The following is a 22,479-nucleotide window of genomic DNA, read 5'->3' on the forward strand; positions in this document are numbered from 1 at the left end:
GTTTCAGACGGCATTGCCTCTGTTTAAAAATTCCTGTTTTTATCAAATATTTCAAACAGTTTTTCCTTGTCGGCACAAGACCCATCCGGTATCAGGTCCAATATCGTTTCCAACGCCTCGGCAATATCTTCCCGCTCTACCGTGTCGATAAAGTGTTTTTTGTCCATTTTGTTGAAACCTCCGGTATAGGCTTTGACCGCCTCTGCCAGCCCCTCCCCTGTGTTTTCAGGCGGATTGCCGAGCAGTTTGACCACGCCGGCACGGGTTTTCCGGTACAGCTCCGCCGCTTTTTTGGCATGGCTTTTCGGGATATGCTCCGCGCCGTCCCAATCGCGGAAGGGGTTGTCGAAATTTTGCGCCAGCCATTCGGGTTTTCGGGCTTTTTCTATCCACAGGTCCAGCCCGTCTTCCTTCCGTTTCTTATAAAGTTTCTTCACTGCCTTCGCCGCCTCTTCGGGCAGGCTGCTCATCCACAGCCTGTGCAGCTTCGGCAGCCGGTCGGGATGAGGGATGTCGTCCGCGCCGAAACCGAACAAATCTACGGCAGTGAACACTTCCAAATCCTCAAATCCCGATACGGCGGAAAAATTGGCGATATTGCCCGGTTTGCCCCACAGCCGTATGGTTTTGAGCTTGGGATACGTTTCCGACAGGTTTTGCATATCGAAATCGGCAATGCCCATGACGTTGACGGCGGTCAGGTTTTCCAAACCCCGCACTTTGGGAACGCTTTTGCCCACTTCCAAAATCAGACCCGCGCCCTTTCCGGCGGTACAGACCTTGCAGTTTTCCTTGATTTCGCCTTTCAGGTTCAGGCTGTCCAAGCCTTCGTTCAAATAAAGCGATTCCACGCCGGTCATATCGACAGAAAGGTCGGTTATGCGCGTATTGCTGAAATCCAGCACGGTCTGACCGTGGTTTTCCAGACACAATCGGGTGATAAACGGATATTCCTCCAGATATTCATATAGATTTTTATGCCACTTGGTCAGAAACAGCGAAGACAGGCAGGGAAACGCCTTCAGTTCCATCGCGTCTTCAAAATCATCCCAAACATCGCTCAAATTCTGTTTGGATATGCCGTATTCCCGTCCGGCAAACATCACGGTATTTTTGCTTTTGGCGGCTTTTTTGAATGCCTTTCTCTGTTTTTCGGGTATCTGCCGCCATCTCAACTGACGGTACACGTCGTAGCCGTCGCCCCAAAAAGAGGCATACCGCTGCGTGTCTTCGCCGCACAGCGGCGCGGTATTCCCAACCCGTACATATCCCGTCGGCACGACGGCACTTGCCTTATACATGTGCAGACCGCGTTCCCAATACATAAAGTCTTTGTAAAGCGGTTTCAAATCCGCCAGCTCCGCCGCCCCAAGCGGTTTGTTGCCCCGCCAGTCCAAAGCCAGCAGGGTCGCATGTGTTTTTTTGCCACCGTGTTCTTCAACTCGGGTAACCTGGCAGGCAGTGTACTGCTTCAGTCTGATGTTATAGACGCAATATACGTCTCCGGCATCGGCACATAGTGGATTAAATTTAAATCAGGACAAGGCGGCGAAGCCGCGGACAGTACAGATAGTACGGCAAGGCGAGCCAACGCCGTACCGGTTTAAATTTAATTCACTATACATCGGCATTTCCTTTATTTCTGTCGGTTTTCACAGACAAATGCCGTCTGAAACTTGGAAACGGCTTCAGACGTCATCTGCACATCATCTCTTCGGAAAAAAACGCACCACGTTCTCCCCCTGCGGCAGCACCAGTTTTTTCACGGCGTGTCCGTACACCGTTTCCAGCGTAATGCCCAAACCGCCTTCCCGTTCAAATATCGCCCCGGCACACGAACGCGCGGCGTTTTCGTCGTCCCACGCCACCGCCCGCCAAACGCCCAGCGTGTCCATATCCGCCCAAAACGTTTCCGCCTTTTTGTAGTCCAACACCAGCTTCGCCGTATCGGTAACTGGATCGTAAAAGCCGTTTTCGGCGAGCATATCGGCCAAGTCGTGCATATCGGGAAACATCACGCTGCGGCTTTCAATGCCGTTTTCTTTCAGACGGGATTTCAGTTCCGCCAAGGTATCGCGCCCGAAGCAGGTGAAAAACAGCAGCCCGTCCGTCTTCAGCGCGCGCGCCCAGTTGTGCAGCACGGGAAGGATTTGTTCCGCCGCCAACAGTCCGAGGTTCGACCACAACATATCGGCACACGCTTCGGGCAGCGGCACGGTCGGGGATTGGCAGTGCTGCACCACGCCCCTGCCCGTCAGTTTTTGCCAGAAACCGCCCTTGCGCGCGGCTGCGGCAGCCGCCAAAAAATCCGCACGGGAATCGTATTCTTCAAATACCGCCAGCGGATAGCGCTTCGCCAACAGGCTGCGGCTGATGTCCGCATCCGCACCGGCAAGCAGGATATGCCCGGGCGCGTTGCGGACGAGTGTCAGGCGTTGGTCGGTATGTTCGGCAAGATGGCGGTGAACCTGCCAGCATTTGTCCTGCGGATTCATGTCAAACCCCCTTCGACAAAGTCGCGGTACAGCGCGGCAAACACTTCCGCATGGCTCAAAAACGGCGCGTGTGCCGCCTTTTCCATCACAACCAGCCTGCTTCCTTTCAAATGCCGATGCAGATACTCGCCCATACGCGGCGGTGTAATCGCGTCTTTGCCGCCGAACACCAGCAGTACCGGAACATCTATCTTGTCCAACAAATGCCGCGCATCCGCCCTTTCCGCCGCGTCCAAAGCTTCCTGTAAGGCTTGAGGCGTGCCGCAGCGCGCCAAATCGGGCAGGATTCTGCCGATGATTTCGGCGGCATCAGGCGTGTGCAGAAGCTGGAGTTGTAGAAACTGTTTGATATGTTTGGCATAATCCGTTCGGAACGCGCCGACCATTTTGCCCAGTGCAGGCGCGGCAAGCCCTTCGGGATAGTCTTCGGCAGCCGTCAGCCGTGCGAAACTCGCCGTCAGGCAGAGCGAACGGACTTTGTCGGGATGGCGCGCCGCCAGATACAGCGCGACCAATCCGCCGAGTGACCAGCCGAGAATGTCGGCCGACGTATCGATTTGAGCGGCAATGCCGTCGGCAGCTGCCTCAATATCGAAGGGTTGCGCGAAGGGCGCGTCCCCGTGTCCGGGCAAATCGACGGCGGACACCGGCCACGTTGCGGGCAGGCGCGGCATCAAATCGTCGAACGCGTGGCGGTTCGCCCCCCAACCGTGTATCAGGTAAACTTTTTTGGCAGCATCAGGCATGAATTTTCTCTCTTGTTGGCGGCGCATCGCAGACGCGCCCACTATCAGGCGTTGCGTATTATGCCACGGTTCGTCCGGCGTTTCAGACGGCATCTGCGCCGGCTGCAATACCGATTTGGCGGCATACCGCACCGACGCGGCAAACAGCTGCCCCCTGTGTTTCAGGCACGTTCAAGGCGGCGCGGTGTGCGGCGGATGTCAGAAAAAACCGCCCGCATTCGACCGGATGTGGGCATCGCTGCATTACGAACCGCCCGTCAGCAATATGATACGCGCGCTGAAGCACTTGGCTGATTTGGGCATGGCGCAGCCGCTGGCAGACCTGACGATGCAGAATCCGCCCGACCGGCTTTCAGACGAATGTTTCGATTTCGTCCTACCCGTTCCGCTAAGCAGGGAGCGGCTGCTGCAACGCGGGTTCAACCAAAGCGAGAGCATCGTCGGGTTGTTGGCGCAACGCTACGGCTGGCAGATACTGCCCCGACACACCGTATTCCGACACCACCGCCCGCCGCAAAGCACGCTCAAAGGCGGCGAACGGCGGCGAAACATCAAAAACGCCTTTGAAATCCGCACACCGATACCGGAAAACTGTAATATTTTGTTAATCGACGATGTCTTTACCACCGGCGCGACGCTGGACGAATTGGCAAAGACACTGAAAAAATCGGGCGCAAACCGAATCTGCTGCTGGACGCTGGCACGCACGCCAATGAAAAAATAACTAAATTTTTTGACACCCCATCCGCCTTATGGCAAGGTTACGCGCCTATAAGTGATTGATATTTATGCTTACCATCGTTTTATATCAGCCGGAAATCCCCCCGAACACGGGCAACATCATCCGCCTGTGCGCCAATACCGGCGCGGATTTGCACCTTGTCAAACCGCTCGGCTTCCCATTGGATTCCGCCAAAATGAAACGCGCCGGGCTCGACTACCACGAATTCGCCAGCCTGACGGTGCACGAAAACTTCGACGACTGCCTCAAGTCGCTGGCAGGCCGACGTATTTTCGCCCTGACCACCAAAGGCACGGCGCGCCCCGATGAAACCGCGTTTCAAAAAGGCGACGTTTTACTGTTCGGGCCGGAAACGCGCGGGCTGCCTGCCGACATCCTCGACAGCCTGCCCGCCGCGCAAAAAATCCGCCTGCCGATGCGGCCCGGCAGCCGGAGTATGAACCTTTCCAACACCGTCTCCGTGATTCTCTTTGAAGCGTGGCGGCAACACGGTTACGCAGGCGGCGTTTGAACGCAGGTTCATGCCGTCTGAAAACCGTTCGGACACATTCCGAACCGCTGCCGCAGCGTGCGGCGGTTCGGAACGCGTCCGTAGGGCATAATGCCCATCCGTCTTCAACTCAAGAACGGAACACATTTTGACTTTAACCCGAAAAACCCTTTTCCTCCTCACCGCCGCGTTCGGCACACACTCCCTTCAGACGGCATCCGCCGACGCAGTGGTCAAGGCGGAAAAACTGCACGCCTCCGCCAACCGCAGCTACAAAGTCGCCGAATTCACGCAAACCGGCAACGCCTCGTGGTACGGCGGCAGGTTTCACGGGCGCAAAACTTCCGGCGGAGACCGCTACGATATGAACGCCTTTACCGCCGCCCACAAAACCCTGCCCATCCCCAGCCATGTGCGCGTAACCAACACCAAAAACGGCAAAAGCGTCATCGTCCGCGTCAACGACCGCGGCCCCTTCCACGGCAACCGCATCATCGACGTATCCAAAGCCGCCGCGCAAAAATTGGGCTTTGTCAGCCAAGGGACGGCACACGTCAAAATCGAACAAATCGTCCCGGGCCAATCCGCACCGGTTGCCGAAAACAAAGACATCTTTATCGACTTGAAATCTTTCGGTACGGAACACGAAGCACAAGCCTATCTGAACCAAGCCGCCCAAAATTTCGCCGCTTCGTCATCAAGCCCGAACCTCTCGGTTGAAAAACGCCGTTACGAATACGTTGTCAAAATGGGCCCGTTTGCCTCGCAGGAACGCGCCGCCGAAGCCGAAGCGCAGGCACGCGGTATGGTTCGGGCGGTACTGACCTCCGGTTGACGGTTATTCGATACCTTATTAATATCCCCATTTTTCAACCCCTGATTTACAAGGGCAAATATGAACATCAAACACCTTCTCTTGACCGCCGCCGCAACCGCACTGTTGGGCATTTCCGCCCCCGCACTCGCCCACCACGACGGACACGGCGATGACGACCACGGACACGCCGCACACCAACACGGCAAACAAGACAAAATCATCAGCCGCGCCCAAGCCGAAAAAGCGGCTTGGGCGCGTGTCGGCGGCAAAATCACCGACATCGATCTCGAACACGACGACGGCCGTCCGCACTATGATGTCGAAATCGTCAAAAACGGACAGGAATACAAAGTCGTTGTCGATGCCCGTACCGGCCGCGTGATTTCCTCCCGCCGCGACGACTGAATTTGATACAATCCGTGCCGTCTGGAGCCCGAACCGGTTTCAGACGGCATTTTGCACCCGACACTTCAGGATTCGGCACACATGATCAGCAGACTGACCGGCAAACTGGTTGAAAAAAACCCTCCGCAAATCGTCATCGATGTCAACGGTGTCGGTTATGAAGCCGACGTATCGATGCAGACCTTCTACAACCTGCCGCCCGTGGGTGAAAGCGTACAACTGTTTACCCAGCTTATCATTCGGGAAGACGCACATCTTTTATTTGGTTTTGCCACTGCGGAAGAACGCAAGACCTTCCGCCAACTGATTAAGGTCGGCGGCATCGGCGCGAAAACGGCTTTGGGCATTTTGTCGGCGATGACGGCAGACGAGCTGGCGCGGGCGGTTGCAGAAGAAGATGTCAAACGCCTCTCCTCCGCTCCGGGAATCGGCAAAAAAACCGCCGAACGTATGGTCTTGGAACTGCGCGGCAAGCTGGTCGCGCATACGGTAACGGACGGGCTGTTTGCCGCCTCACCCGCCGCCGACGAAACGGAAGACATCGTCAGCACGCTGCTTGCGCTGGGTTACAACGAACGCGAGGCAAAAGCGGCGGTCAAAGGCGTTCCGAAGGGGACGGACGTGGGCGAAGGCGTGCGCCTTGCCCTGAAAAACCTGCTGAAATAATGCCGTCCGAAGGCGGCGCGGCGTTTGCCCTGACGAAACCCTGCGTTTCCGCCCCGCGCTGTCTTCCCGACGGCTTTTCCCGTAAAATGGCGTTATTGTCCCTCCTTTCGGACGGCATTGTGTTTGATGCCGTCTGAAACTGTGTTTACCGAAATCGAAAACAATGTTGAACAAAATATTTTCCTGGTTCGAGTCCCGAATCGACCCCTACCCCGAAGCCGCGCCGAAAACGCCCGAAAAAGGCTTGTGCCGGTTTGTCTGGAGCAGTATGGACGGGGTGCGGAAATGGATAGCCGCCCTAGCTGCGCTGACCGCCGGCATCGGCATTATGGAAGCCCTGATTTTTCAATTTATGGGCAAAATCGTAGAGTGGCTCGGCAAATACGCGCCCGCCGAACTGTTTGCCGAAAAAGGTTGGGAACTGGCGGCAATGGCGGCGATGATGGTGTTTTCGGTCGTGTGGGCGTTTGCCGCGTCCAACGTGCGCCTGCAAACCCTTCAGGGCGTGTTCCCTATGCGCCTGCGCTGGAACTTCCACCGCCTGATGCTGAACCAGAGCCTCGGTTTTTATCAGGACGAATTTGCCGGCCGCGTGTCCGCCAAAGTCATGCAGACCGCGCTGGCGTTGCGCGACGCGGTGATGACGGTTGCCGATATGGTCGTTTATGTGTCGGTGTATTTCATCACTTCGGGCGTGATTCTCGCCTCGCTCGACTCATGGCTGCTGCTGCCCTTTATCGGCTGGATAATCGGTTTCGCTTCGGTAATGCGCCTGCTGATTCCCAGATTGGGGCAAACCGCCGCACGGCAGGCGAATGCCCGCTCGCTGATGACCGGCCGCATTACCGATGCCTATTCCAATATCGCCACCGTCAAACTCTTTTTCCACGGCGCGCGCGAAGCCGTCTATGCCAAGCAGTCGATGGAAGAATTTATGGTTACGGTGCGCGCCCAAATGCGGCTGGCGACTCTGCTGCATTCGTGCAGCTTCATCGTCAACACTTCGCTGACCCTCTCCGCCGCCGCACTGGGCATCTGGCTTTGGCACAACGGACAGGTCGGCGTGGGTGCGGTCGCCACCGCCACCGCGATGGCGTTGCGCGCCAACGGGCTGTCGCAATACATTATGTGGGAATCCGCGCGGCTGTTTGAAAACATCGGCATCGTCAACGACGGCATGGCGACCCTGTCCAAACCGCACACCATCCTCGACAAGCCCCAAGCCCTGCCGCTGAACGTGCCGCAAGGCGCAATCAAGTTCGAACACGTCGATTTTTGCTACGAAGCCGGCAAACCGCTGCTCAACGGCTTTAACCTGAATATCAAACCCGGCGAAAAAGTCGGCTTGATCGGACGCAGCGGCGCGGGCAAATCCACCATCGTCAACCTGCTTTTGCGTTTCTACGAACCGCAAAGCGGCACGGTTTCGATCGACGGGCAGGACATAAGCGGCGTTACCCAAGAATCTTTACGCGCCCAAATCGGTTTGGTCACACAAGATACCTCGCTGCTGCACCGTTCCGTGCGCGACAACATTATTTACGGCCGCCCCGACGCGACCGATGCCGAAATGGTTTCCGCCGCCGAACGCGCCGAAGCCGCCGGCTTCATCCCCGACCTTTCCGATGCCAAAGGGCGGAGCGGCTACGACGCGCACGTCGGCGAACGCGGCGTGAAACTCTCCGGCGGGCAACGCCAGCGCATCGCCATCGCCCGCGTGATGCTCAAAGACGCACCCATCCTGCTGCTTGACGAAGCCACCAGCGCGCTCGATTCCGAAGTTGAAGCCGCCATCCAAGAAAGCCTCGACAAAATGATGGAAGGCAAAACCGTCATCGCCATCGCCCACCGCCTCTCCACCATTGCCGCGATGGACAGGCTCGTCGTCCTCGACAAAGGCCGCATCATCGAAGAAGGCACACACGCCGAACTCCTCGAAAAACGCGGGCTTTACGCCAAACTCTGGGCGCACCAGAGCGGCGGCTTCCTCAGCGAACACGTCGAGTGGCAGCACGACTGAACCGATGCCGTCCGAACACCCCTTTTCAGACGGCATTTCCACACCCAACCCCAAAGAAACCATGAACGACACCGCCCAAATTACCGCCGGCTACGGCCGCCGCTACATCGTCCGCACGCCCGACGGCACAACCTACGAAGCCAGCACCCGCAAAAAACGCGTCGATTTCGCCTGCGGCGACCGCGTCCGCATCAGCCCCGTCAACGCCGAACAAGTTGTGATTGAAGATTTTTTACCGCGCCAAAGCCTGCTCTACCGCCAAGACGCGTGGAAAACCAAACTCATCGCCGCCAACGTTACCCAACTCCTCATCGTAACCGCCGCCGTCCCGAGTCCGAGCGTGCGGCTGCTACAGCGCGCCCTGCTTGCCGCCGAAGCCGCCGGCATCCGCGCCGTCATCGTCCTGAACAAAGCCGACCTGCCCGAAACCGCCCTCTGGCTCGAAAAACTCAAATTCTACGAAACGCTGGGTTACCCCGTCATCGAAACCCGCGTGCTGGAAAACGCCGACAGCCTGCGCCCCGTCCTGCAAGGGCACAGCAACATCCTGCTCGGACAAAGCGGTATGGGCAAATCCACCCTGGCCAACGCCCTTTTAGGCAGCCAAACCGCCCGCACCGGCGACATTTCCGCCGCACTCGACTCGGGAAAACACACCACCACCCACGCCCGGCTTTATGATTTGAACGGCGAAACCCAACTCATCGACTCCCCGGGTTTGCAAGAATTTGGTTTACACCACCTCCAAGCCGCCGATTTGCCGCACTATTTCCCCGATTTCCGCCACCTTGTCGGGCAATGCCGCTTCCACAACTGCACCCACCGCGCCGAACCCGGCTGCGCCTTCAAAGCCGCCGCCGAAACCGGGGCGGCAAGCCCCGAACGCCTCGCCTTTTTACAGGGCATCACCGACGAACTGCTCGGGTAACGCCTTGCCGACCGGGGCGGAAAAAATGCCGTCTGAAGCCGGATTCGGGTTTCAGACGGCATCCGTTTTGCAAAAATGCTACAATCCGCTTTTTACCGGAACACCCGAAACTATGAAGAAAAACACCCCGAAATCGTTTGAAGAGGCCTTGTCGCGCCTTGAATCGCTGACGCAGTCCATGCAGGGCGAAATGCCCTTGGAAGACGCGCTTGCCGCCTATCAGGAAGGCAACGAGCTGGTCAGGTACTGCCAAACCAAGCTGGCCCAAGTCGAACAAAAATTACAGGTTTTGGATGCGGACGGGACGAAGGAGTTGAACCTTGAATCCGACGAATGATTTGAAAGCGTGGCAACAGAGGGCGCAGGCGCAGACAGAGCTGCTGCTGGAACGCTTTTTGCCGTCTGGAAACGAAATCCCGCACACGCTGCACGAAGCGATGCGCTATGCGGCTTTGGACGGCGGCAAGCGTCTGCGCCCGATGCTGGTGCTGGCGGCTTCGGAATTGGGCGGGGCCGTGGCGGATGCGGTCGGACAGGCAATGGCGGCAATCGAAATGATCCACGTCTATTCTTTGGTTCACGACGATATGCCGGCGATGGACAACGACAGCCTGCGGCGCGGCAAACCGACCTGCCACATCAAATATGGCGAAGCCACCGCCCTTCTGACCGGCGACGCTTTACAAACCCAAGCCTTCGACGTGTTGAGCCGTCCGACAGAACTGCCCGCCGCACGCCAGTTGGCAATGTTGTCGGTGTTGGCAAAAGCGGGCGGCAGCGCGGGTATGGCGGGCGGACAGGCAATCGATTTGGCAAATGTCGGCAAACAAATGGTTCAAGCCGATTTGGAACGGATGCACAGCCTGAAAACGGGGGCGTTGATCCGTGCGGCGGTTTTATTGGGGGCGACGGCGTGTCCCGATCTGTCCGACGCGGAACTTGCCGTATTGGACGCTTACGCGGCAAAACTGGGTTTGGCGTTCCAAGTCATCGACGATGTGTTGGATTGTGAAGCGGACACGGCGACTTTGGGCAAGACGGCGGGCAAAGATGCCGACAACGACAAGCCGACTTATGTGAAACTGATGGGCTTGGAAGCGGCGCGCTCATACGCACACAAACTGGTTGCCGAAGCAGTCGCGCTGCTCGAACCCTTCGGCGACAAAGCCCTGCGCCTGCGGCAGTTGGCAGAATTTGCAGTCGCACGCAAATATTAAAACCGGCGTATATCGCCGACTGAAACGTGCCGGCACAGCGATGCCGGCCTGCACTTGAATGAAACAAATGCCGTCTGAAAGGGTTTCAGACGGCATTCCTATGCTTGTTTGCTTGTTTATTCCCTGTTGCGCGTGTGCCAAAAATACCGCCGCACGAAACACGGGAAGGCGAAAATGAGGTACAGGCAGACGACGGTGGCGTAAAACTCCCAACCCTGATTGTGTACCGCTCCCGCACGGGATTCGAGGATGTAGGCAAGAGAGGCGGTCAGCGCGAAACCTGCCGCCAGCTCGATCAGGTGGTGTCCGAAATGTTTGCGCTTGAGCGCGGCCACGCCGAACAGTCTGGTCGTGAGGAAGGGGGCGTTGGCAAAGATGAGTGCCAAGACCAAAAGGATGTACATGGATGCGGTCATGGTGGGCTTTCTGTTTGGGCATTGTCGGCGGCGATGCCGTCTGAACTGCATTGCGGAACGGCATATCTTAACAAAAACGGCAGCCTCTGACACGGCTGCCGTTTCGGCGGCTCACAGCGTGTTCTCCAACGCCTTGGCGCACCAGTCGATAACGGTTTGCGGCATAATGCCCCACAGCACCAACAGCAGCGCGTTGACGCTTAAGAGGGATTTTGCGGCATTGTTGCCGCCGGCGGCGGGACGGGCGCGGCCGGATTCGTCAAAATACATGACTTTGACCACGCGCAGGTAGTAGAACGCGCCAACCAGCGACATCACGACGGCAAACACCGACAACCATACATAGCCTTGTTTCAAAAGCGCCATAATCACGCCGAATTTGGCGTAAAAACCCATCAGCGGCGGAATGCCCGCCATAGAGAACATAACCAGCAGCATCAAAAAGGCAAGCCATACGCGGTGTTGGTTCAACCCTGCCAAATCGCTGATGTTTTCGCACTCGTTGTCCCCGTCCGACAACACCATCAACACGCCGAACCCTGCCGCCGCCATCAGCGCGTAGGTAATGGCGTAATAGAGGCCCGCCGCAAAGCCGACCGCGCCCGCCATAAACGCCAACAGGATGAAACCCATATGCGATACGGTGGAATAGGCGAGCATACGTTTGATATTGGTCTGCATGATGGCGGCAAGGTTGCCGACCAGCAGCGAGGCGGCGGCAAGCAGGGCAAACATCAGAGACCAGTCATGATGCACGGTTCCCAGCCCGGTAACGAGGATGCGGAAAGCGAAAACGACGGCGGCGATTTTCGGGGCAGTGCCGACCAAGGCGGTAACAGAAGTGGGCGCGCCGTGATACACGTCGGGCATCCACATATGGAACGGTACCGCGCCGAGTTTGAACGCAACGGCGACGACGATAAACACCAGACCCAGTTTCAACAGCCATTCGTTAGCTTCTTCATTGAAGGAAGAGGCGAGCACGCCGGCAAATTCCAGCGAACCGGTTGCGCCGTAAACCATAGAAATACCGTAGAGCAGCAGGCCGGATGCCAGCGCGCCCAGAACAAAATATTTCAAGGCGGCTTCGGCGGCAAAACCGGAATCGCGGCGCAGGGCAATCAGGGCGTAAAGGGCGAGCGACAAGAGTTCCAAACCGATATAGGCAGTTAAAAAATGCCCCGCGCTCACCATCACGCTCATGCCCAAGAGGGCAAACAGCGACAGGGTGTAAAACTCGCCTTTGAAAATACCGCGCACTTGGTTGTAGGGCTTGGCATAGACAAACAGGACAAACGTCAAGGCATATAAAACCATTTTTGCCAAACGCGACATACCGTCCGCAATATACATCCCGTTGAACGAAGACGTGCTGCCCTGTTCCCACACGGCAAGCTGCACCGCCGCCGTAACCGCCACCGTTGCCAACGCGCCGTAATGCGTCCAACGGCATTTGTCATCACTGGCCCACAAGTCCGCCGGCAACAATAACACCAGCAGCGACAGCAGCGCGACTTCGGGCAGTGCGGGCATTAAATTCAAATCTGACCAATTCATTTACACACCTCAAATCTTGCTTTGCGCCACATGGGCAATCAAATCGTTTGCCGCCTGATGCACCACTTCGATAAATGCGTTCGGATACAGGCCCATCCCCAAAACAGCAACCGCCAAAACCGCCAGAATCGCAAACTCGCGGCAATTGATGTCTTTCATTTCGGCAACGTGCGGATTGTGAATCGCGCCGAAAATCACGCGCTTGTACATCCACAGGGTATAAGACGCGCCGTAAATCAGCGTCATAGCCGCCAGCGCGCCCACCCAGAAATTCACTTTAACCGCGCCCATAACCACCATAAACTCGCCCACGAAGCCGGAAGTCGCAGGCAGGCCGGCGTTCGCCATACCGAACAACATCATAAACGCCGCAAACTTGGGCATCACATTGACCACGCCGCCGTAATCGGCAATATTGCGCGTGTGCAGGCGGTCGTACATCACACCGATGCACATAAACATCGCCGCCGACACGAAGCCGTGCGAAATCATCTGAATGACCGCGCCTTTCAACGCCCAGTCGTCCAACTGCCCGTCAACAAACAAAAACATCCCAAGCGTTACAAAACCCATATGGCTGATGGACGAATACGCCACCAGTTTCTTCATATCGGTTTGCACCAGGGCCACCATACCGATATAAATTACGGCAATCAGGCTCAATACGATGATTACGGGGGCAAAATAGCGAGCCGCGTCCGGCATAATCGGCAAGATAAAGCGCAAGAAACCATACGCACCCAGTTTCAGCGTAATTGCCGCCAACACCATCGAACCGCCGGTCGGCGCTTCAACGTGGGCATCCGGCAGCCAAGTGTGTACGGGGAACATCGGCACTTTTACGGCAAATGACAGGAAGAACGCTACAAACAAAAGCTGTTGTACGCCCAACGGAATCTGTTTGATGTTTTGGAAATCGACAATAGAGAAGCTGCCTGTCTGATAGTACAGGTAAACCATGGCAACCAACATCAAGAGCGAACCCGTCAGCGTATAGAGGAACAGCTTGACCGACGCATAGACGCGGCGCGGGCCGCCCCATACACCGATAATCAGGTACAGCGGAATCAGCATACCCTCGAAGAACACATAAAACAGAATCGCATCCTGCGCGGCAAACGCGCCGTTAATCAAACCCGACATCATCAGGAATGCCGCCATATACTGCGCCGGACGTTTCTGAATGACTTCCCAACCGGCCAATACCACCAGCAGCGTAATAAACGCATTCAAGATGATAAAGAGCACTGAAATACCGTCCACGCCCAATGCATAGTTGATTTTCAGAAGCGGAATCCACTCGTGGAACTCGGTAAATTGATAGCCGCCGCTCAAACGGTCGAAACCGGTAAACAGGGGCAACGTTACCAAGAAACCGGCAAGCGCTCCCATGAAGGCAAGCACACGCGCCAGCGGCGCACGGCTGTCTTTACCGGTCGCCAAAACCAGCACGCCTGCGGCGATGGGTATCCATATTGCCAAGCTGAGTAGGTAGTTGGAAAACATAGTGGTTAACCTGTGGTTAAAATAAAAAATATAGTTGTATGGGTTGGTCTTTACAGACAGCGTTTTAGGAAGTCGTCTGAAAGAAGGAATGAATACTCTCCCCCCTTCTTTACTTATTCCCAATCAATATCTGTACGATTGCGATATTCTGCCTGTACTAAAACATCTAATTCAGCCAAATCTTTTATTTCTGACTGCATAGCTAGTAAAGCTCTTAACTTCATACTTAAATCAATATATTTGGAGCCTTCGCTTGCTCCTTTTGCAGACTTAAATTTATTTTCTTCTAAAAATTTTTTAATGGGAGCATTTAAAACAGGATATCTATCTGGATATTCTTGACAAAGCATTTCAGAAAAAACTGAACCACGAGTGGAAACCCCACATTCTTTTAGCCAATCAATTTGCTTGGCAACCACATTATCTCTCTCAGTAAGTGGAGCATCAAAAACTGATTGGATGGCAATGCATAATTTTCTAAAATCTGAAGACTTACCCGTCCTTTTCCACGTTTTATCTTGAAAACGATTGCCTACCCCTTCTCCTTTATTTTCGCTTTTCCAAGACCATAATTTATTAAATTCCCCATAAAAATCATTATTGTCTATTTTTCCTGCTGCACATTGCTTAATAAGATTTTTTAATTGATTACACACAGTTTGATGGTTTCTCATCTGCTTTCTCCGTGCCGCAATCAGTTCTTGATTATAATTTGGCATCTCCATAAATAACTTATCCATCACTGATTGTCTAACAGTTGATTTCTTATAGTTAATTTCAGCTTCCTGATACTCCTCAAGCCAATCTTCCGATACCGGGATAGATTTCATCGCAATTTCATCAGCCCAAGATTTGACTTTTATAAAATCCTGCTCGGAAATTTTAGTCAAAATATTTGCTTCATAATTGCTATTAAACGCAGCATGAGTCAAATTTGAAGAACCGATTAAAGCATAATATTCATTCTTATCATTCTTCCAAAATACAGCTTTAGGATGAAAACCCTGAATGCCTTGAGCTACCATCAGTGTGAATTTCAAATGGGACGGAAGCCATTTCAACACTTTCCGAATAGCCTCTTTTTTAGACAATCCGAAATCTTGTCCAAAAATAAATTTAAACTCTTGCAATTTGCTATTGAGCTTATTTTTTACATCCCAATGAGTGAGATACGCAGAGAAAATATACAGCTCTACTGCCTCTGAAACAGCTTTCTCATATATTGAAATCAGTTCCTTCTCATTTGGTGTATCTGAATGTAAAAATAACTGTGTCATCCCTTTTGACTCCTCTATATTTGTTGAGATTGCCTAAAAAATTTAGGAAACAGATAATTTGCATGTTGGCTATTTCACGCCTGTTGGGTACCATTTTGTTCCACCCTTTGACTTAATGCCCACTTCTCAAACTTTTCAGACGACCTCTACAAAACTATGAACAGGTCGTCTGAAACTCCGCCTTTATCTGAACAAGCCCCAGAAGGTCATGCCGAGCAAGACCAATACGCCGAACACCATAGCGGCGGCGTAGGTGTAGATAAAGCCGGTTTGGGCTTTGCGTACCTGAGCGGCAATCGCGCCGACCAGTTTGGCGGAGCCGTTGACGATGCCGTTGTCAATAATGGCGGTATCGCCGACTTTCCAGAAGAAAGTGCCCAATGCGCGCGTGCCTTTGGCGAAAACGTTGAAATACAGGGCATCGAGGTAGTATTTGTTTTCAAACAAAACGTAAATCGGACGGAACGTCTGTGCGATTTTCGCTGGCAGGTGCGGCAGTTTGACGTACAAAAGCCACGCGGCGGCAACACCGGCAGCCGCCAAATACAAAACAGGCGATGTCAAGCTGTGCGACACCATCGCCAATGCGCCGTGGAACTCTTCCTTCATGATGTGCATGGTCGGATGCGCGTCGGCGTTGATAAAAATCACGTCTTTGAAGAAATCGCCGTAAAGCATAGGCTCGATGGCAACATAGCCGATGATGACGGACGGAATTGCAAGCAGAATCAAAGGCAGGGTAACGACCAGCGGGCTTTCGTGCGGATTGTCGTTTTTGCCCAAGCCGTGATGTTCTTCACCATGGCCGTCTGAATGGTGTTCGGGCAGGCTGCGCCATTTTTCTTCGCCGTGGAACACCATAAAGTATTGGCGGAACGCGTAAAACGCGGTAACGAACACGCTGGCGAGGACGGCAAAATAGGCAAAGCCGCTGCCCGGCAGGGTGCTGTATTTGGCTGCTTCGATAATCGAATCTTTGGAATAGAAGCCTGAGAAGAACGGCGTACCGATCAGCGACAAGTTACCGATCAGCATGGTCAGCCAAGTAATCGGCATGTATTTTTTCAGGTTGCCCATGTGGCGCATGTCTTGGTCGTGGTGCATACCGATAATCGCGCTACCTGCCGCCAAGAACAGCAAGGCTTTAAAGAAGGCGTGGGTCATGACGTGGAACATCGCCACGGAATAGGCGGACGCGCCCAGAGCCACGGTCATGTAGCCCAATTGCGACAGGGTAGAATACGCAACCACGCGCTTGATGTCGTTTTGAATCACGCCCAAGAAGCCCATAAACAGGGCGGTAATCGCGCCGATAACCATAATGACCGACAGCGCAGTGCTGCTCATTTCGTAAATCGGCGACATACGCGACACCATGAACAGACCCGCCGTAACCATCGTTGCGGCGTGAATCAATGCGGAAATCGGCGTCGGGCCTTCCATCGAATCGGGCAGCCAGACGTGCAGCGGGAACTGAGCCGATTTACCCATCGCACCGACAAACAGGAGCAAACAGGTTACGGTAATCAAAGACCATTCCACACCGGGAAACAGTTGGATGGTGGCATTTTGTACGTTGGGCAGATAGGCGAATACGTCCTGATAGCGCAGGCTGCCGCCGAAATAGGCAAGCACCAAGCCGATACCGAGCAAAAAGCCGAAGTCGCCGACACGGTTGATCAAAAAGGCTTTCAGGTTGGCAAATGTCGCGCTCGGACGTTTGAAATAGAAACCGATCAAGAGATACGACACCAAGCCCACCGCTTCCCAACCGAAGAAGAGCTGGATGAAGTTGTTGCTCATAATCAGCATCAACATGCTGAATGTAAACAAAGAAATATAGCTGAAGAAGCGTTGGTAGCCGACTTTTTCATCGTGCATATAACCGATGGTATAGATATGCACCATCAACGACACGCCCGTTACCACGACCATCATCATCGCCGTCATCGTATCGACCAAGAAGCCGACGGAGAAATCCAAACCGCCCATTGTCAGCCAGGTATAGACGTTTTCGTCAAACTTGGTACGGCTGCCATTGAGGAATCCCCACAGCACATAAGCCGACAGCACGGCAGATACAGCGACACCGAGTATCGTAACCGTATGCGCGCCGGCACGCCCGATTTTGTTGCCGAACAAACCCGCAATCAACGAGCCTGCCAACGGAACAAGGGCAATTATCAAATATAAAGTCATATCGTTCATAATTACCCTTTCAACTCGTCCAAATCGGCAACATTAATCGTTTGTCGGTTGCGGTACACCAGCACCATAATCGCCAAACCGATGGCGGATTCGGCAGCGGCAACGGTCAATACGAAAAATACGAAAATTTGTCCGGCAGTATCGCCCAAATGTTGCGAGAAGGCGATAAAGTTGAAGTTCACCGCCAAAAGCATCAGCTCGATGGACATCAGCAATACCAGCACGTTTTTGCGGTTCATAAAGATGCCCATCGCGCTGATACCGAACAGGAGAGCGCCCAATACCAGATAATGCGTCAAAGTAATCATGCTTTGCCCTCCCCTTCCGTCTTGAGGCCGTCTGAAACTTCGCTTTCTTCGGCAGATTCGACTTGCGGTTTGACCGCTTCCATTTTCACCAGACGCATACGGCCTTGATCGGCGCGTACTTTAACTTGGTCGGCTGGATCCATACGTTTCGGATTGGTGGTTTTGCGGTGAACCAATGCAATCGCGGCCACCATGCCCAACAGCAGCAATACCGCCGCCAATTCAAACGGCAACAGGTAGTCGGTATAAATACGGCTGCCCAAATCGCGGATATTGTTGTAATCGGCCGGAATGTCTTTCATCAGACCAAATGCGGCCAGGTCGGTTTTCGGGTTGACCAGAATCAGGATCAGGGCAACCGCCAACAACGTACCGACCACACCGGCAACAGGCGCGTGCCGCCAGAAACCGGCGCGCATTTCCTCGATGTCGATATTCAGCATCATCACGACGAACAGGAACAACACCATCACTGCGCCGACGTAAACCACCACCAGCGTCACGCCCAAAAACTCCGCCTGCATCAGCATCCAAATCATCGCGCTCACGCAGAAGGTCAGCACCAGATGCAAAGCGGCATGGACAGGGTTTTTGGCGGTAACGGTACGAACCGCACCGTACAAAACGATGGCGGCAAGGATATAGAACAGAATCACGGAAAAAGTCATTCGTCTGCTCCTTAGCGGTACGGCGCGTCAGCGGCTTTGCGTTTGGCGATTTCGGCTTCGTATTTGTCGCCGATTGCCAAGAGGATGGGCTTGGTCATATGCAAGTCGCCTTTTTTCTCGCCGTGGTATTCAAAAATATGGGTTTCCACAATCGCATCGGTCGGGCAGGCCTCTTCGCAGAAACCGCAGAAGATGCACTTGGTCAGGTCGATGTCGTAACGCTTGGTGCGGCGGGTGCCGTCTTCGCGTTCTTCCGATTCGATGTTGATCGCCATTGCCGGACACACCGCCTCGCACAATTTACACGCGATGCAGCGTTCCTCTCCGTTCGGATAACGGCGTTGCGCGTGCAGACCGCGGAAACGCACGGATTGCGGCGTTTTCTCTTCGGGAAAATAAATTGTGTCTTTGCGGGCAAAAAAGTTTTTGAGCGTTACGCCCATGCCTTTGACCAGTTCGCCAAGCAGAAAGGTTTTTACTAAGTTAGCCATATTATGTTCCCTCAAAACAGGGATTTCGTTAGGTATTCAAAATCGCTTTGTTCAGACGGCCTCAAGATGCCGTCTGAAACTTATTTCCACAAATTCAGCGGTGAAATCATCCACACGCCCAAAACCACGATGTAGGCGAAGCCGATCGGAATCAGCACTTTCCAGCCCAAACGCATGATTTGGTCGTAGCGGTAGCGTGGGAAGGTTGCACGAATCCACAGATACCAGTACAGCACCGCCGCCATTTTCACGAACATCCAGAATGCGGAAGGCGTACCGACAATGCCCCAGCTTTGCGGGAACGGAGACAACCAGCCGCCGAGGAACATCAGCGATGTCAGCGCGGCAATCAGAATCATGAAAATGTATTCGGCAAGGAAGAACAGCGCGAATGCAAAGCCGGAGTATTCGACGTGGTGTCCGGCAACGATTTCAGACTCGCCCTCTGCCACGTCAAACGGTGCGCGGTTGGTTTCGGCAACGGCGGAAATCAGATAGACGATGAAGATTGGGAACAGCGGCAGCCAGTTCCACGAGAACACAGAACCGCCCGCGATGCCTTTTGCCTGCGCGGCAACGATGTCGGAGAAGTTCATGCTGCCCGATACCATCACAACGCACACCAGCGCGGCACTCATGGCAATCTCGTAGGAAATGCTTTGCGCGGAAGCACGCATTGCACCCAAGAACGAATATTTGGAGTTGGAAGCCCAGCCCGCGATCATCACGCCGTAAACCGACAGCGAGGTAATCATCAGGATGTACAAAAGGCCGATATTGATATTGGTCAGCACCCATTCTTCGTTAAACGGAATCACCGCCCACGCCGCGAAAGACGGGGCGAGCGACATAATCGGGCCGATGTAGAATAAGGCTTTGTTTGACAGCTTCGGACGGGTTACCTCTTTAAACAAGAGTTTGAACACGTCGGCAAACGGCTGAATCAGACCCCGCGGGCCGGTTACGTTCGGGCCGACGCGAAGCTGCATAAAGCCGATGACTTTACGTTCGAAATACGTCAGGTAGGCAACGGTCAGAATCAGCGGAATCAGGATAATCACGATTTTGACGATGACGGATACCACCAAGCCTACGGTGATGCCCAAATCGCCCAGACCGAGCGTTGCGGCAAAGAGGTTTTGGAACCATTCCTGCATAATCAAGCTCCCGCCAGTTCAATAATGCCCATCAACGCACCCAGCGCGGCATTTTCGGTATGCAGCGGCAGATGCACCACGTTTTCAGGCAAACCGGCATCGGCTTTGACGGCAACCGATACGCTTGCGCCGTTTTGTTTGGCGACAGCGGTTTGTCCGTCTTGCAGGCCCAAGCGTGCCAATGTGTTCGGATTTACACGCGCGGCAGGCACGGCGGCATGGCTGGTTTCTTGCAACGGTGCGGAACGGCGCACGATAGAATCAGTATGATAAATACCGACGCCGCCGACACGGACGAGGCGGTCTGAGGCCGTCTGAACGCCCTCCCCTGCCCATGTGCTGCGGTTGTCCAGTTTGGACGGCAGGCTTTCCGCATCCAGCGCGTCTTTCAGAATCGCGGCGGTATCGTGGTATTCAAAACCTTTCAGGTCAAACAGGTTGCCCAATACGCGCAACACTTTCCACAACGGACGTGAATCGCCGAAGCCTTGTACCACGCCGTGGAAAGATTGCAGACGGCCTTCCATATTGATGAAGCTGCCTGATGTTTCGGTAAACGGCGCAATCGGCAGCAATACGTCGCACACGTCCAGCAGCGTTTCGCTGACAAACGGCGTAAACGCCATCACGCTTTTCGCCTGTTTCAACGCGGCTACGGCTTTTGCACCGTCAACCGTATCGATTTCAGGCTCGACGTTGAGCAGCAAGACTGCCTGTTTCGGCGTGTTTGCCATTTCGGCAACGCTCTCGCCGGAGTTTACATTCAAAACATCCGCACCAACGCTGTTGGCGGCTTGCGGCAAAATGCCCAGCACTGCGCCGGTCGCGTCCGCCAGCTCTTGCGCGGCGGCATAAATGGCGGCGTAATCAGGATGGTTTTGCACTTCCGCACCCAAAATCACCGCTGCTTTTTCAGCGTTTTTCAGGCTGGCGGTAACGGCGTGTTCCGCATCGGCAGACAGGTTTTTCAGACGGCCTGCCCACTCGTCGGGATGTGCGGCTTCTTGAGACAGAAGCGGCATAAACAATTCTTCTTTACTGCCGGCCAATACGCTCAAGGCCATACGGTCTTTGGCGGCGCGGCGCAGGCGGGCGGTCAGGAGCGGCTGTTCTTTGCGCAAGTTCGCACCGACTACCAATACGGCATCGTTGTCAGCCAAAGATTCAATACTTTGTCCCAACCATTGCGCACCTTTAAGGCCGTCTGAAAGACGTTTGTCTTGTTGGCGCAAACGGGTTGCAAAGTTTTTAACACCCAAGCCGTCGGCAAATTTTTTGGCCAGATACAGCTCTTCAACCGTATTCATCGGATTAGCCCAAACGCCGACTTGGTTTTGGTTGCCGTCTTTGGCGATACATTCAATCGCGCTGCGGACATATTCCAACGCGGTTTTCCAATCCACGTCCATCCACTCGCCACCCTGTTTGATTTTCGGATTTTTCAGACGGCTTTCGTGATACAGGCCTTCGTAGGCAAAACGGTCGCGGTCGGACAGCCAGCATTCGTTGATGGCTTCGTTTTCCAACGGCAACACGCGGCGGACGGTATGGTCTTTGGTTTGTACAATCAGGTTGCTGCCCAAAGCGTCGTGTGCGGAAACGGATTTGCGGCGGTTCAATTCCCAAGTACGCGCGTTGAAGCGGAACGGTTTGCTGGTCAATGCGCCGACGGGACACAAATCGATGACGTTGCCCGACAGCTCGGTTTCCACCGCTTTGCCGATAAAGGGCATGATTTCGGAGTGTTCACCACGATTCACCATCGCAATTTCCTGCAAACCGGCGATTTCTTCGGTGAAACGTACGCAGCGGGTACAGTGGATACAGCGGCTCATTTCCTCGGCGGAAACCAAAGGACCCATGTCCTTGCCGACGACGGAACGTTTTTCTTCGGTATAACGGCTGGTGGTTTTGCCGTAGCCCACCGCCAAATCCTGCAACTGGCATTCGCCGCCCTGGTCGCAGGTCGGACAATCAAGCGGATGGTTGATGAGCAGGAACTCCATCACGCCTTCTTGCGCCTCTCGGGCTTTTGCCGAATGCGTACGCACAATCATGCCGTCCGTTACCGGCGTGGCACAGGCAGGCAGCGGTTTGGGGGCTTTTTCCACATCCACCAGACACATACGGCAGTTGGCGGCAATAGAGAGCTTTTTGTGGTAACAGAAATGCGGAATATAAGTACCGAGCTTGTGCGCGGCTTCAATTACCGTCGCGCCCTGCTCCACAGATACCTGTTTGCCGTCGATTTCGATTTGTAACATGGTTCGTTCCTAGTTACGGGTATTTGATAAATAATTTTTTATGGAGATCGTCTGAAAAATGGGCTTCAGACGGCCTTTTGAGTTTCATTGACAATCAATAC

Annotated in this window: 23 protein-coding genes and 1 pseudogene; 11 read left to right on the forward strand and 13 right to left on the reverse strand. The window is 54.3% G+C overall.

Annotation, left to right across the window (positions count from 1 at the left end; all coding sequences use genetic code 11):
- Positions 1 to 23: 23 nt before the first annotated feature.
- Positions 24 to 1,397, reverse strand: coding sequence for a hypothetical protein (locus DFR77_RS01100; protein WP_003698956.1), 1,374 nt, complete (start codon positions 1,395 to 1,397; stop codon positions 24 to 26).
- A 118-nt stretch (positions 1,398 to 1,515) separates the two neighbouring features.
- Between DFR77_RS01100 and DFR77_RS13580 the strand changes: the two are divergent.
- Positions 1,516 to 1,626, forward strand: a pseudogene (locus tag DFR77_RS13580) (IS5/IS1182 family transposase); the annotation flags it as partial.
- 80 nt (positions 1,627 to 1,706) lie between these two features.
- On the opposite strand, the gene DFR77_RS01110 reads toward DFR77_RS13580, so the two are convergent.
- Together DFR77_RS01110 and bioH are read right to left on the reverse strand one after the other, a co-directional pair.
- A complete protein-coding gene (locus tag DFR77_RS01110) occupies positions 1,707 to 2,495 on the reverse strand; it encodes a class I SAM-dependent methyltransferase (protein WP_003694232.1) in 789 nt (262 codons plus the stop codon).
- Positions 2,492 to 3,241, reverse strand: coding sequence for a pimeloyl-ACP methyl ester esterase BioH (gene bioH / locus DFR77_RS01115; RefSeq protein WP_010359261.1), 750 nt, complete (start codon positions 3,239 to 3,241; stop codon positions 2,492 to 2,494). The genes DFR77_RS01110 and bioH overlap by 4 nt, the downstream gene beginning before the upstream one ends.
- On the opposite strand from bioH, the gene DFR77_RS01120 reads away from it, so the two are divergent.
- From DFR77_RS01120 to DFR77_RS01170, 10 genes are all read left to right on the forward strand, one after another.
- The gene (locus tag DFR77_RS01120; protein WP_003694234.1) at positions 3,240 to 3,965 is read left to right on the forward strand and encodes a ComF family protein; all 726 of its coding nucleotides are present in this window, start codon (positions 3,240 to 3,242) and stop codon (positions 3,963 to 3,965) included. The genes bioH and DFR77_RS01120 overlap by 2 nt on opposite strands.
- A 64-nt stretch (positions 3,966 to 4,029) precedes the next feature.
- Positions 4,030 to 4,494: a tRNA (uridine(34)/cytosine(34)/5-carboxymethylaminomethyluridine(34)-2'-O)-methyltransferase TrmL gene (gene trmL / locus DFR77_RS01125; protein WP_003689916.1), complete on the forward strand. Its 465-nt coding sequence runs from the start codon at positions 4,030 to 4,032 to the stop codon at positions 4,492 to 4,494.
- Between the two features lie 127 nt (positions 4,495 to 4,621).
- Complete coding sequence (locus tag DFR77_RS01135) at positions 4,622 to 5,308, forward strand: septal ring lytic transglycosylase RlpA family protein (protein ID WP_003689919.1); 687 nt, start codon at positions 4,622 to 4,624, stop codon at positions 5,306 to 5,308.
- 60 nt (positions 5,309 to 5,368) lie between these two features.
- Positions 5,369 to 5,695: a PepSY domain-containing protein gene (locus DFR77_RS01140; RefSeq protein WP_003689921.1), complete on the forward strand. Its 327-nt coding sequence runs from the start codon at positions 5,369 to 5,371 to the stop codon at positions 5,693 to 5,695.
- Between the two features lie 81 nt (positions 5,696 to 5,776).
- Complete coding sequence (gene ruvA / locus DFR77_RS01145; protein ID WP_003689924.1) at positions 5,777 to 6,361, forward strand: Holliday junction branch migration protein RuvA; 585 nt, start codon at positions 5,777 to 5,779, stop codon at positions 6,359 to 6,361.
- A complete protein-coding gene (locus DFR77_RS01150) occupies positions 6,361 to 6,498 on the forward strand; it encodes a hypothetical protein (protein ID WP_003689926.1) in 138 nt (45 codons plus the stop codon). The genes ruvA and DFR77_RS01150 overlap by 1 nt, the downstream gene beginning before the upstream one ends.
- Positions 6,499 to 6,524: 26 nt before the next feature.
- On the forward strand, positions 6,525 to 8,381 hold the full coding sequence (locus DFR77_RS01155) for an ABC transporter ATP-binding protein (protein WP_003698959.1): 1,857 nt from the start codon (positions 6,525 to 6,527) through the stop codon (positions 8,379 to 8,381).
- A 4-nt stretch (positions 8,382 to 8,385) separates the two neighbouring features.
- Complete coding sequence (rsgA, locus tag DFR77_RS01160; protein ID WP_003694242.1) at positions 8,386 to 9,309, forward strand: ribosome small subunit-dependent GTPase A; 924 nt, start codon at positions 8,386 to 8,388, stop codon at positions 9,307 to 9,309.
- 25 nt (positions 9,310 to 9,334) lie between these two features.
- Complete coding sequence (locus tag DFR77_RS01165; RefSeq protein ID WP_003697631.1) at positions 9,335 to 9,646, forward strand: exodeoxyribonuclease VII small subunit; 312 nt, start codon at positions 9,335 to 9,337, stop codon at positions 9,644 to 9,646.
- Entirely contained in the window at positions 9,630 to 10,526 is an 897-nt protein-coding gene (locus DFR77_RS01170) for a polyprenyl synthetase family protein (protein ID WP_003691917.1), read from the forward strand. Before DFR77_RS01165 ends, DFR77_RS01170 begins: the two co-directional genes overlap by 17 nt.
- A 116-nt stretch (positions 10,527 to 10,642) precedes the next feature.
- Here DFR77_RS01170 and DFR77_RS01175 read toward each other — a convergent pair whose 3' ends face one another.
- The 10 genes from DFR77_RS01175 to nuoG all read right to left on the reverse strand — a co-directional run bounded on the left by DFR77_RS01175 (position 10,643) and on the right by nuoG (position 22,378).
- Positions 10,643 to 10,942, reverse strand: coding sequence for a DUF2818 family protein (locus DFR77_RS01175; RefSeq protein ID WP_010359269.1), 300 nt, complete (start codon positions 10,940 to 10,942; stop codon positions 10,643 to 10,645).
- 111 nt (positions 10,943 to 11,053) lie between these two features.
- Positions 11,054 to 12,499 (reverse strand): NADH-quinone oxidoreductase subunit NuoN, encoded by a 1,446-nt coding sequence (gene nuoN, locus DFR77_RS01180; RefSeq protein ID WP_003694246.1) that lies wholly within the window; start codon positions 12,497 to 12,499, stop codon positions 11,054 to 11,056.
- Positions 12,500 to 12,508: 9 nt separating this feature from the next.
- On the reverse strand, positions 12,509 to 14,005 hold the full coding sequence (locus DFR77_RS01185; protein ID WP_003691918.1) for an NADH-quinone oxidoreductase subunit M: 1,497 nt from the start codon (positions 14,003 to 14,005) through the stop codon (positions 12,509 to 12,511).
- 113 nt (positions 14,006 to 14,118) lie between these two features.
- Positions 14,119 to 15,282 carry a phospholipase D family protein gene (locus tag DFR77_RS01190; RefSeq protein ID WP_003691920.1) on the reverse strand — a complete coding sequence of 388 codons (1,164 nt, stop codon included), beginning with the start codon at positions 15,280 to 15,282 and terminating at the stop codon, positions 14,119 to 14,121.
- 183 nt (positions 15,283 to 15,465) lie between these two features.
- On the reverse strand, positions 15,466 to 17,490 hold the full coding sequence (gene nuoL / locus DFR77_RS01195; RefSeq protein WP_003697636.1) for an NADH-quinone oxidoreductase subunit L: 2,025 nt from the start codon (positions 17,488 to 17,490) through the stop codon (positions 15,466 to 15,468).
- A gap of 2 nt (positions 17,491 to 17,492) precedes the next feature.
- The gene (gene nuoK, locus DFR77_RS01200) at positions 17,493 to 17,798 is read right to left on the reverse strand and encodes an NADH-quinone oxidoreductase subunit NuoK (RefSeq protein WP_002215628.1); all 306 of its coding nucleotides are present in this window, start codon (positions 17,796 to 17,798) and stop codon (positions 17,493 to 17,495) included.
- Positions 17,795 to 18,466, reverse strand: a complete 672-nt coding sequence (locus tag DFR77_RS01205) for an NADH-quinone oxidoreductase subunit J (protein WP_003689941.1) — start codon at positions 18,464 to 18,466, stop codon at positions 17,795 to 17,797. Before DFR77_RS01205 ends, nuoK begins: the two co-directional genes overlap by 4 nt.
- An 11-nt stretch (positions 18,467 to 18,477) precedes the next feature.
- Positions 18,478 to 18,957: an NADH-quinone oxidoreductase subunit NuoI gene (gene nuoI, locus DFR77_RS01210; RefSeq protein ID WP_002216341.1), complete on the reverse strand. Its 480-nt coding sequence runs from the start codon at positions 18,955 to 18,957 to the stop codon at positions 18,478 to 18,480.
- Positions 18,958 to 19,037: 80 nt separating this feature from the next.
- Positions 19,038 to 20,114 carry an NADH-quinone oxidoreductase subunit NuoH gene (gene nuoH, locus DFR77_RS01215; protein ID WP_113852020.1) on the reverse strand — a complete coding sequence of 359 codons (1,077 nt, stop codon included), beginning with the start codon at positions 20,112 to 20,114 and terminating at the stop codon, positions 19,038 to 19,040.
- Between the two features lie 2 nt (positions 20,115 to 20,116).
- Complete coding sequence (gene nuoG, locus DFR77_RS01220) at positions 20,117 to 22,378, reverse strand: NADH-quinone oxidoreductase subunit NuoG (protein WP_113852021.1); 2,262 nt, start codon at positions 22,376 to 22,378, stop codon at positions 20,117 to 20,119.
- Positions 22,379 to 22,479 lie beyond the last annotated feature (101 nt).

The sequence above is a fragment of the Neisseria gonorrhoeae genome, from assembly GCF_003315235.1.
Taxonomy (GTDB): domain Bacteria; phylum Pseudomonadota; class Gammaproteobacteria; order Burkholderiales; family Neisseriaceae; genus Neisseria; species Neisseria gonorrhoeae.

Coding starts and splice junctions, on each gene's coding strand:
- bioH (WP_010359261.1), bottom strand. CDS start 3,241: ATGCCTGATGCTGCCAAAAAAGTTTACCTGATACACGGTTGGGGGGCG.
- DFR77_RS01205 (WP_003689941.1), bottom strand. CDS start 18,466: ATGACTTTTTCCGTGATTCTGTTCTATATCCTTGCCGCCATCGTTTTG.
- DFR77_RS01165 (WP_003697631.1), top strand. CDS start 9,335: ATGCCGTCTGAAGCCGGATTCGGGTTTCAGACGGCATCCGTTTTGCAA.
- DFR77_RS01120 (WP_003694234.1), top strand. CDS start 3,240: ATGAATTTTCTCTCTTGTTGGCGGCGCATCGCAGACGCGCCCACTATC.
- DFR77_RS01150 (WP_003689926.1), top strand. CDS start 6,361: ATGCCGTCCGAAGGCGGCGCGGCGTTTGCCCTGACGAAACCCTGCGTT.
- DFR77_RS01110 (WP_003694232.1), bottom strand. CDS start 2,495: ATGAATCCGCAGGACAAATGCTGGCAGGTTCACCGCCATCTTGCCGAA.
- DFR77_RS01155 (WP_003698959.1), top strand. CDS start 6,525: ATGTTGAACAAAATATTTTCCTGGTTCGAGTCCCGAATCGACCCCTAC.
- DFR77_RS01190 (WP_003691920.1), bottom strand. CDS start 15,282: ATGACACAGTTATTTTTACATTCAGATACACCAAATGAGAAGGAACTG.
- nuoI (WP_002216341.1), bottom strand. CDS start 18,957: ATGGCTAACTTAGTAAAAACCTTTCTGCTTGGCGAACTGGTCAAAGGC.
- nuoG (WP_113852021.1), bottom strand. CDS start 22,378: ATGTTACAAATCGAAATCGACGGCAAACAGGTATCTGTGGAGCAGGGC.
- nuoL (WP_003697636.1), bottom strand. CDS start 17,490: ATGAACGATATGACTTTATATTTGATAATTGCCCTTGTTCCGTTGGCA.
- trmL (WP_003689916.1), top strand. CDS start 4,030: ATGCTTACCATCGTTTTATATCAGCCGGAAATCCCCCCGAACACGGGC.
- DFR77_RS01140 (WP_003689921.1), top strand. CDS start 5,369: ATGAACATCAAACACCTTCTCTTGACCGCCGCCGCAACCGCACTGTTG.
- DFR77_RS01175 (WP_010359269.1), bottom strand. CDS start 10,942: ATGACCGCATCCATGTACATCCTTTTGGTCTTGGCACTCATCTTTGCC.
- nuoN (WP_003694246.1), bottom strand. CDS start 12,499: ATGAATTGGTCAGATTTGAATTTAATGCCCGCACTGCCCGAAGTCGCG.
- nuoH (WP_113852020.1), bottom strand. CDS start 20,114: ATGCAGGAATGGTTCCAAAACCTCTTTGCCGCAACGCTCGGTCTGGGC.
- nuoK (WP_002215628.1), bottom strand. CDS start 17,798: ATGATTACTTTGACGCATTATCTGGTATTGGGCGCTCTCCTGTTCGGT.
- rsgA (WP_003694242.1), top strand. CDS start 8,386: ATGCCGTCCGAACACCCCTTTTCAGACGGCATTTCCACACCCAACCCC.
- DFR77_RS01185 (WP_003691918.1), bottom strand. CDS start 14,005: ATGTTTTCCAACTACCTACTCAGCTTGGCAATATGGATACCCATCGCC.
- ruvA (WP_003689924.1), top strand. CDS start 5,777: ATGATCAGCAGACTGACCGGCAAACTGGTTGAAAAAAACCCTCCGCAA.